The organism is Delftia sp. CH05 (assembly GCF_009827015.1).
Classification (GTDB): Bacteria; Pseudomonadota; Gammaproteobacteria; order Burkholderiales; family Burkholderiaceae_C; genus Comamonas; species Comamonas tsuruhatensis.
This window is the reverse complement of sequence record NZ_WUMG01000064.1, coordinates 21,554-30,871: the sequence shown is the minus strand read 5'-3', so window position 1 is coordinate 30,871 and position 9,318 is coordinate 21,554. Positions and strand designations below refer to the sequence as shown.

The window sequence follows — 9,318 nt, the reverse complement described above, 5'->3', positions numbered from 1 at the left end:
ACCCCGCCCTGTGCCCCACCATGCACCTCGGCAAACGAGCGCAGCGTGCGCTCCAGCCGCGCCAGCGCCCACTGCGCCACGGCCTGCGGCACCTCGTCCGAGCCCAGCGCATCGAGCAGGGCGCGCAGCGGCTGCGCGCCCTGCCCGGGTGCGGGCCGGGCACGGAACCAGGCCGCCACCTCGGGCTGCTCGCAGCGCTCGCCCCCGTCCTGCAGGTAGTCCACGATGTCCAGCTCGAAGTCCTCCAGCCGCAGGCTGATGCCGCCCGCCCCGCAGGCGCAGGCACCGCCCAGCGCGACATGGCGCAGCGCCAGGGCGCACCACAGGTCCCAGAGCCGGCCGGCCTGCAGGGCGTGGTCGGAGGCCATGGCCGTGCTCACTGCCCGTCCCAGGCCACGGCCGAGGTTGCCGTTGCGGCGGACGGAGACCTGCCGCTGCGCAGCGCCTGCGTGCCCTCGTGGTCCACCTGTCCCTGGCCATCCAGTGCCACGCGGTAGACCTCGCGGGCCACCTGTGCGCTCACATAGCCTTCGCGCACGTCCTCGGCCACCTTGTCCAGTTCGCGCGCCAGCGGGTCGCCAAAGCCCCCGCCGCCGCCCGACAGCATGCGGTAGGCATCGCCGCGCTCCAGGCGCACGTTGAAGATCTTGGCGTTGGCATGGTCGGTCTTCCACTCGCCCTTGTGGCGCACGGCCAGGCCGTTGCCCATGGCGTCGCCGCCGCCCTCCAGGCCCCAGGGCTTGCAGTGCACGCGGTCGATGCGCGTGGTGACGGTGAAGGGCGACAGCGCCTGCACCACCATCTCCGCGCCCAGGCCGCCCCGGTACTGGCCCGCGCCGGCCGAGTCCTGGCGGATCTCGTACTTCTCCACCAGCACCGGGTACTTGGCCTCGAGCTGCTCGGTGGGGCTGTTGTGGGTGTCGCCGTCATTGATGCAGACGGTGACGGACACGCCGTCCTCACGGCTCTTGGCGCCCCAGCCGCCGCCCAGCGGGCCGATGCCGACGATGAACAGCCGCCCGTCCTCGGGCGAGATGCCATGGATGTTGGGAAACACCAGGTCCGCATGGTGGCCCGCGATGGAGCGGTCGGGAATCGCCGGCGCCAGGGCCTTGAAGATGGTGTCGATCACCGTCATGGGGAAGGTCATCCACACGCGCATGGGATACGGCCTCTCGGCGCTGATCACCGTGCCCATGGGCATGATCACCTTGAGCGGCCGAAAGCTCCCGTCGTTGACCGGGTAGTCGGTCGGCGTGGTGAGGCATTTGTAGGCCACCTGCGCGCAGGCGATGCCCGTGGTGAAGCCGGAGTTGTAGAAGCCGCGCACCTGCTTGGAGACATCCGACAGGTCCACCGTCATCTCGTCGCCCTGCACCGTGACCTTGACGCGGATGGGAATGCGCTTGCCGATGTCCAGCCCGTCGTCGTCCATGAAGGACTCGGCCTCGTACACGCCATCGGGAATCGACAGCGTGTTCTTGCGCGCCACGGCCTCGCTGGAATCCATGATCTGCGCGATGGCGCCGTTGACCGCATCCACGCCATAGCGCTGCAGCAGTTCCACATAGCGGCGCTCGCCCGTGGTGATGGCCGTGATCTGCGCGCGCAGATCGCCCAGGGCCCGCTCGGCCAGGCGCACGTTCATCGCGATGATGTCGATCAGGTCCTGGTTGACCTCGCCCTGGCGCTGGTACTTCATGATGGGGATCTGTATCCCTTCGCTGAAGATGTCCGTGGTGACGTTGCCCAGCGTGCCGCCCACGTCCAGCCAGTGGGCCATGCAGCAGGTGAAGCCTTCGAGCCGGCCCTCATGGAACACCGGCATGGTGAACGTGAAGTGGTTCAGGTGGCTGCCGGTGGTGTAGGCATCGTTGGTGACCAGGATGTCGCCGGGCAGGATGTTCTCGTAGCCGAAATGGCGGATCTTGGCCTTGACCGTCTCCGACATGCCGCGGATGAACATGGGCAGGCCCAGGCCGATGGACACCGTGTCGCCCTCGCGCGTGAACAGGCCGACCGTGAAGTCCAGCGCCTCGTAGATGATGAGGTTGTAGGCCGTGCGCGTCAGGTTGGTCTTCATCTCCTCCGTGACGGCGTACAGGCCGTTGCGGATGATCTCGACGGTGACCGGATCGACGGGCCTGGAGTCAGTGGGGTGGTTCATGTGCGGTCGCTCCCGATGTCGATTTGCAGATTGCCCAGTTCGTCCACGCGCAGCCGGTCGCCGGGCTGCACGACGGTGGTGGATGCGTGTTCCTCGATCAGCGCGGGCCCCGCGATCTCGTTGCCCGCCAGCAGGCGCTCGCGCAGATGCACCGGCGTGTCCACCCAGCCGCTGGAGCGGAAATAGACGGGCTTGACCGTGCGCACGGAGGCACGGCTGGGCTCGGCGCTGCCGCGTTCCACGCTGTGCCTGGGCGGTTTCTTCATCGTGCCCAGCACGGTGACGCGCAGGCTCACGAGGTCGGCCGGCTCCTGCGGGGCCGAGGTACCGTAGCGCACCTTGTGCAGCTCGTCGAACTGGCGCTTGATGGCCGAGCGGTCCCTGCCCTCGAAGAAGGCCATGGGCAGGTCCACGGTCACCGCATGCTCCTGGCCCACGTAGCGCATGTCGGCGGCGCGCTCGATCACGATGCCGTCCGGCGCGATGCCGGACTGCGCCAGCGCGGCGCGGCCCTCGTCCTCCATGCTCTGGTAGGCGGCCTCGATCTCCTCGAAGGACACCTCGCCCAGCTTGCGGAATACCGAGCGCACATAGTCGTAGCGCAGGTCGGAGAACAGCATTCCGTAGGCCGAGAAATAGCCGGGCGCATAGGGGATCAGCACCTTGCGGATGCCGATCTCGCGCGCAATGGCCGAGGCGTGCAGCGGCCCCGCGCCGCCGTAGACGACCATGGTGAAGCTGCCCGCGTCCAGGCCGCGCTCGGTGGTCACGGCCTTGACGGCATGCGACATCTGCGTCACGGCGATGCGCAGGATGCCGTCGGCCGCCTCGGTGGGCTCCAGGCCCAGCGGGGTCGCCACGCGCTCGGCCATCTGGCGCTGGCAGGCGTCCATGTCCAGCTGCAGCTCGCCGCCCAGGAAATGCTCCGCGTCCAGCCGGCCCAGCACCAGGTTGGCGTCGGTCACCGTGGGCTCCAGCCCGCCACGGCCATAGGCCACGGGGCCGGGGATGGAGCCGGCGCTTTGCGGGCCCACACGCAGCGCGTTGCCCGTCTCCACGCGGGCGATGGAGCCGCCGCCCGTGCCCACTTCGTGGATGTCCATCATCGGGATCTGTATCGGCAGGGCCTGCTCGTAGCCGCCGATCAGCGCCGAGCCCGTGGTCAGCGGCCGGCCCTCGCTGATCACGCCGGCCTTGGCCGTGGTGCCGCCCATGTCGAAGGCAATGGCATCGCCCATGCCCAGTTGCGCACAGATGGCCTGGGCGCCGATCACGCCGGCCGCCGGACCCGATTCGAGCATGCGCACGCAGCCCACCTTGGCGTGCTCGACCGGGAACAATCCGCCGGTGGACTGCACGATGTAGAAATCGCCCTCGAAGCCCTTGCCGCCCAGGTGGTTCTCCAGCTGGCCCAGGTACTGCGACACGCGCGGCCCCACATAGGCATTGGCCACGGCGGTGGACACGCGCTCGAACTCGCGGTACTCCTGCGACAGCTCGTGCGAGGCGCAGACGAAGGCGCCCGGCATCTCTTCCTGCAGGATCTGCTTGACGCGCTGCTCGTGCGCTGGGTTGCGGTAGGAGTGCAGCAGCAGCACGGCCACGGCCTCCACGCCCTGCCCTGCCAGCTCGCGGGCCAGCTCGCGCACGGCTGCCTCGTCCAGCGGCTTGTGCAGGCTGCCGTCGGCGCGCAGGCGCTCGGACACCTCATGGCGCAGCGAGCGCCGCACCAGCGGCTGGTGCTTGTTGAAGAACAGGTTGTAGGCATCGGGCCGGTTCACGCGGCCGATCTCGTAGATGTCGCGAAAGCCCTCGGTGATCAGCAGCGCGGTGTGGGCGCCATTGCGCTCCAGCAGCGTGTTGATGGCAATGGTGGAGCCGTGCAGGAACAGATGGCCGTCGCGCCAGTCGATGCCCGCGCTGTCTATCGTGGCCTGGATGCCGTTGACCAGCTCGCCATGCGTGGACAGGGCCTTGCCGAACAGCAGCCGGCCGCTGGCCTCGTCGAACGCCGCCATGTCGGTGAAGGTGCCGCCGATATCGACGGCAATGCGCAGCCGGGGCCGCTGCGAAATCGCTTGTTGGTTATCCATGAAATTCTCCAGAGACAGTTATTCACAGCGCCATGCGCCGCCCACAGTCCTTGAAACCGGCGTGCCCCAAAGCGAGGGACACCGAGGAAGGGCCGCCCCGCACCGAGGGTGTCGTCCCCCTCCCGCGAAGCGAGAGAGGGGGAAGGCGCGAAGCGACTCAGGGGGTGTCATCTCAGACATCAGTGCCGATACGGTTGCGCAGCACGCCCAGCCCAGTGATCTCGACCTCGACCACATCGCCATGCTTCATGTACAGAGGCGGCTCGCGGCGGTCGCCCACGCCGCCCGGCGTGCCCGTGGCGATCACGTCGCCGGGCGACAGCGGCGTGAAGCGCGACACATAGGCCACGATGGTGGGGATGTCGAAGATCAGGTCGCCCAGGCTGGCCTGCTGCATCACGCTGCCGTTCAGGCGGGTCTGCAGCGCCAGGCTGCGCACGTCGGCCACCTCGTCGCGCGTGACCAGCCAGGGGCCGAAGGGCGCCGTGCCGGGAAAGTTCTTGCCGGGCGTGAACTGGTGCGTATGGCGCTGCCAGTCGCGCACGCTCACATCGTTGAAGCAGGCATAGCCGGCGATGTGGTCGAAGGCATCTTCCTTTGCAATGTGGCGCCCGCCCCGGCCGATGACGAAGGCCAGCTCGCCCTCCCAGTCGAAACGCTCCGAAAAGGCCGGGCGCAGCAGCTCGTCGCCATCGGCGGCCAGGCTGTCGTTGAAGCGCAGGAACAGCGACGGGTGCTCGCTGTCGGCGCGCCGCGTCTCGGCCACATGGGTCTTGTAGTTCAGGCCCACGCAGATGAGCTTGCCGGGGTTGGGGATGACGGGCAGCGCCTGGGTCTGCGCCGCATCGACGGACACGGCGCCGGCCTGCAGGGCCTGCTCCAGCTCGCCCAGCGCCTGTGCGCGCAGCACGGACAGCAGGTCGGGATGGCGGGCGAGAAAGTCGGCGGGCGGCAGCAGGAAGCGCTCGGCCAGAACCTGCCCGTAGCGGGGCTGTCCGGCATGGATGAAGCTGGCGAGTTTCAACGGATTTTCCTTAGGTTCGGTGTCTGGAAAACCTGCCACGGCAAGGCCATTGGCAAGGCATGACTGCACTGTAGAAATCCGTTTGATATCTGGATAGATAGAATTTCAGGCTTTCAGAATTGCCTCATCAGGCATACCTCAACCGGGTAACCACCATGCACCTGCCCAGCGTCAAGCTCTTCCTCGAGGTCTCCGAAGCCGGCAGCATCAGCAAGGTCGCGGCACGGCGGCACACCGTGCAGTCGCACATCAGCCGGCAGATCAGCGAATTCGAAGCGTCGCTGGGCGGCCCCTTGCTGCGGCGCACGGGCCGGGGCGTCACGCTGACGCCGCTGGGCGCGCGGGCCGCGCTGCGGCTGCGCAGCTGGCTGCAGGAAACCGAGCAATTGCAGGAAACGCTGCGTGCGGACGCAGGCCAGCTATGGGGCGAGGTACGGCTGGGCATCGTGCCCTCGGCCGCGCACCCGCTGATGACGCATGTGTTCGACTGGCTGCAGCGCGAGCACCCCGGCATACGCCTGAACATCACCGAGGCCCAGGGCACGGAGCTCGACGCGCTGCTGGACAGCGGCGCCGTGGACCTGGCCATCCTCTTTCGCTTCGCACGCCCGGCCGGCGGCGACGAGCGGCTGCTGAGCACCGCGCACAGCTATCTGGTGTCGCGCCCTGGCGACCCCTTGACCCTGGCGCCCACCACGGAGTTCGCCGCGCTCGACGGCCTGCAACTGGTGCTGCCGCGACGCCCCAGCCATTGGCGCGACGCGCTCGATGAGGCCGCGCACAGCCACGGCTTTCGGCTCGCCGCAGCCGCCGAGGCCGACTCGCTGACCGTGCAAAAGGAACTCGTGGCCCACGCGCCCGGCCTCTACTCGGTGATCGGCCCGTACTCCATCGATGCCGAACTGCGCCAGGGCCGGCTGCAGGCCAGCCGCCTGGTCAACCCCGGCCTGGTGCGCCATGTGACGCTGGCCCTGCCCCGGCACGGCAAGCTCACCCAGGCCTGCCGCGTGGTGGGCGATGCCATCGAGGCATTGACGCAAGCCTGGGGACAGCAGCTGTCGCCGGGGCCGCTGAGCACCTCGGGACTGCTCGGCGGTTGAAGGGATCAGATATCGGCCCCATCGGCTCCAGTCGTCGGCCATGCACGCCGTGGCCAGGCCATCGGAACAGAGCGGCCGCAACCATGTCAACGGGCCTGGCCATCACGCACGGCTGCAATGGCCTCGATCTCGATCATGGCCGCCGGGTCGTACAGCGCCTGGATCTGGGCAATCGTGTCGGCCGGATAGGGGGCGCCGAAGAACTCGCGGCGCAGGGCAACCACCTCGTCGAAGTGGCCCATGTCGGTGACGAAGATGGTGACCTTGATCACGTCCTTCAGGCTGGAGCCGCCCGCCTCCAGCGCGCGGCGCAGATTGGCAAACGCCTGCCGGCCCTGGGCCAGGAAGCCGCCCGGCACGATGCGGCCATCGTCTCCGGCGCCGGCCTGGCCGGAGATGAACAGCAGCTCGCCAAAGCGAATGCCTTGCGACAGCAAAAACGGCTCGTAGGGGTCGGGTTGCGTGGTGACACGGTGCAGCATGGTTTCATTTCCTTCATCCATCCCCGGCAGGATCGCGCTTGGGGCATGGGTGGACGATAGGCAAGCCGGGTGATTGCGACAAAGGTTCATTTATCAGGCATAAGATGAGTTTTCCTCACCCCATTCCTCACCCCATTCATCACCCGCCCCTTGCGTCCTCCAACCCTCATGCAACGCAACCAGCTGCCGCTTTCCGCACTGCGCGCCTTCGAGGCCGCCGCCCGCCTGGGCAGCTTCAAGCAGGCCGCCGACGACCTGGCCGTGACCCCCACGGCCATCAGCCACCAGATCCGCGCGTTGGAGGAACAGCTGGGCCTGGCGCTGTTCGATCGCCAGGTACGCAAGGTGGTGCTGACCGAGGCGGGCGCCCAGCTCTATCCGGTGCTGCGCGACGGTTTCGACGCCTTTGCCGCCACGCTGGAGCGCCTGCTGCAAAAGCGCCTGCGCGCCCAGGTCAGCATCTCGGCCACCAATGCGTTCACCGTGAAATGGCTGGTGCCGCGCATGGCCAGCTTCCGCGCGATGCACCCGGAGGTGGACCTGCAACTGCAGGCCTCGGACGATGTGGTGGACCTGCGCTCCCATGCCGTCGATATCGCCGTGCGCTACGGGCGCGGCCCCTATCCGGGCCTGGTGGCCGAGCCCCTGTTCAGCGACCGCTTTGCGCCCGTGGCCAATCCCCGGCTGGGCGTGCTGGGTCCGGCCGACCTGGCCCGTCTGCCGCTGATCCGCTTTGACTGGAAGACGGCGCACGCCAGCAATCCCACCTGGGAGCGCTGGTTTGACGAGGCAGGCCTGGCCTGGAATTCACCGGCGGGGCAACTGCGCTTTTCCGACGAGGGCCATGCCATCCAGGCGGCCATCGCCGGTCATGGCATTGCCCTGGTGAGCCTGGCCCTGGTGGCCGAGGACATTGCGGCCGGCCACCTGCTGCAGCCCTTCGGCCCCTCGATCACCGGCCATACCTACCATCTGGCCGTGGGCGAGCAACGGGAGCCGGGCCCCCATGTGCGCGCCGTCATGGACTGGCTCAGAAGCCAGTCCATGGCCTTGCCGTAGCCGAACCGTAGCCGCCCTCAATAGCCCCGCGCCGCGTCCACCGCCTGCGGCAGCTCGCCGCTGGCGCGCCAGCGGCGGATGTTGCCCGCCACGATGGCCGATGCCGTCGCGCGGTCCGTGGGTGCCGAGATGTGGGGCAGCACGGTCACGGCGGGATGCGCCCATTGCCAGGACGATTCTGGCAGGGGCTCCTGGTCGAACACGTCCAGCACGGCATGGGCCAGGCGGCCGCCGTCCAGGGCGGCGCGCAGCGCGGCATCGTCCACGATGGGGCCGCGCGCAAAGTTGATCAGCGAGGCATGGGCGGGCAGCGCGGCCAGCGCCTGCGCGCCGACGATGCCGCGCGTCTGCGGCGTGAGCGGCAGCAGGCATACGAGGATGTCGGTCTGCGCCAGCATGGCGGGCAGCTCGGCATCACCCGCATGGCATTGCACGCCGTCCATCTGCCTGGGCGTGCGGCTCCAGCCGCGCACCTGGAAGCCTGCCGCCAGCAGCCGCTGCGCGGCGGCCTTGCCCAGTGCGCCCAGGCCCAGCAGCGATACCGTCCTGTCCTGCGCGCGCACGCCGTCATGCGCCAGCCATTGGCGCGCGGCCTGCTGGCGGGCATAGCGCGGCATGTCGCGGTGCAGGTACAGGGTCCAGGCCAGCACGGCCTCGGCCATGGTGTCGGCCAGTTGCGGGTCCACCAGGCGGACGATGCGCAGGTCGGTATCGCCCAGGTCGGCCACCAGGCGCTCCACGCCGGCCCAGACGCTGTGCACCCATTGCAGGCGCGGCAGCGTGCGCAGGTCGGCAGGCTGGGGGTTGGCGACGATGGCGACCTCGCAGGCCGCGCGCTGGCCCGCATCCAGCGTATCGAGCGCCACCACGCGCTCCTCGGGCAGGGCGGCCTGCAGGGCCTGCAGCCAGGCCTGGGCTGCCGGATAGCCGGGTGCGCAGACGAAAGGAAGCGGGGGCAGCGAGGCGCTCATTTGGCGAAGACCTTGTCCAGGTCGGCGAAGCCCTTGACCTCGATGGGATTGCCGCTGGGGTCGCGGAAGAACATGGTGGCCTGCTCGCCGGGCTCGCCCTCGAAGCGGATGCCGGGCTGCAGCACGAAATCCACCACGCCACCGGACAGCCGCGCGGCCAGGGCCTTCCAGTCGTCCATGGCCATCACCAGGCCCAGGTGGGGCATGGGCACCATGTGGTCGCCCACGCGGCCGGTGTTCGTGACCGGGAAGGGCTCGCCCAGGTGCAGCGAGATCTGGTGGCCGAAGAAGTCGAAGTCCACCCAGGTTTCGGTGCTGCGGCCTTCCTGGCAGCCGAGCAGCGTGCCGTAGAAGGCGCGCGCTTCGTCCAGATCGCGGACATGGTAGGCAAGGTGGAAGCTGGTGCGCATGGCTGATCCTTT

The 9,318-nt window shown here is 68.8% G+C and carries 9 protein-coding genes; 2 read left to right on the top strand and 7 right to left on the bottom strand.

Features of this window, described 5'->3' with window-relative positions; all coding sequences use genetic code 11:
• From GRX31_RS28345 to GRX31_RS28330, 4 genes are all read right to left on the bottom strand, one after another.
• Positions 1-368, bottom strand: a 368-nt coding sequence (locus tag GRX31_RS28345) for a hypothetical protein (protein ID WP_160855901.1), incomplete at its 3' end; no start/stop codon positions are given.
• Positions 369-376: 8 nt separating this feature from the next.
• Positions 377-2,167, bottom strand: a complete 1,791-nt coding sequence (locus tag GRX31_RS28340; RefSeq protein WP_043822131.1) for a hydantoinase B/oxoprolinase family protein — start codon at positions 2,165-2,167, stop codon at positions 377-379.
• A complete protein-coding gene (locus GRX31_RS28335; protein WP_016450909.1) occupies positions 2,164-4,260 on the bottom strand; it encodes a hydantoinase/oxoprolinase family protein in 2,097 nt (698 codons plus the stop codon). The genes GRX31_RS28340 and GRX31_RS28335 overlap by 4 nt, the downstream gene beginning before the upstream one ends.
• A gap of 172 nt (positions 4,261-4,432) precedes the next feature.
• Positions 4,433-5,284 carry a fumarylacetoacetate hydrolase family protein gene (locus GRX31_RS28330; protein WP_160855899.1) on the bottom strand — a complete coding sequence of 284 codons (852 nt, stop codon included), beginning with the start codon at positions 5,282-5,284 and terminating at the stop codon, positions 4,433-4,435.
• 155 nt (positions 5,285-5,439) lie between these two features.
• On the opposite strand from GRX31_RS28330, the gene GRX31_RS28325 reads away from it, so the two are divergent.
• The gene (locus tag GRX31_RS28325; protein ID WP_013800697.1) at positions 5,440-6,384 is read left to right on the top strand and encodes a LysR family transcriptional regulator; all 945 of its coding nucleotides are present in this window, start codon (positions 5,440-5,442) and stop codon (positions 6,382-6,384) included.
• Between the two features lie 86 nt (positions 6,385-6,470).
• Here GRX31_RS28325 and GRX31_RS28320 read toward each other — a convergent pair whose 3' ends face one another.
• Positions 6,471-6,866, bottom strand: coding sequence for a RidA family protein (locus GRX31_RS28320; RefSeq protein WP_016445482.1), 396 nt, complete (start codon positions 6,864-6,866; stop codon positions 6,471-6,473).
• A gap of 168 nt (positions 6,867-7,034) precedes the next feature.
• On the opposite strand from GRX31_RS28320, the gene GRX31_RS28315 reads away from it, so the two are divergent.
• Positions 7,035-7,925, top strand: a complete 891-nt coding sequence (locus GRX31_RS28315; protein WP_061287322.1) for a LysR substrate-binding domain-containing protein — start codon at positions 7,035-7,037, stop codon at positions 7,923-7,925.
• 17 nt (positions 7,926-7,942) lie between these two features.
• On the opposite strand, the gene GRX31_RS28310 is transcribed toward GRX31_RS28315, so the two are convergent.
• Positions 7,943-8,896 (bottom strand): 2-hydroxyacid dehydrogenase, encoded by a 954-nt coding sequence (locus tag GRX31_RS28310; RefSeq protein ID WP_160855897.1) that lies wholly within the window; start codon positions 8,894-8,896, stop codon positions 7,943-7,945.
• Entirely contained in the window at positions 8,893-9,306 is a 414-nt protein-coding gene (locus tag GRX31_RS28305) for a VOC family protein (protein ID WP_012207434.1), read from the bottom strand. The genes GRX31_RS28310 and GRX31_RS28305 overlap by 4 nt, the downstream gene beginning before the upstream one ends.
• Positions 9,307-9,318 lie beyond the last annotated feature (12 nt).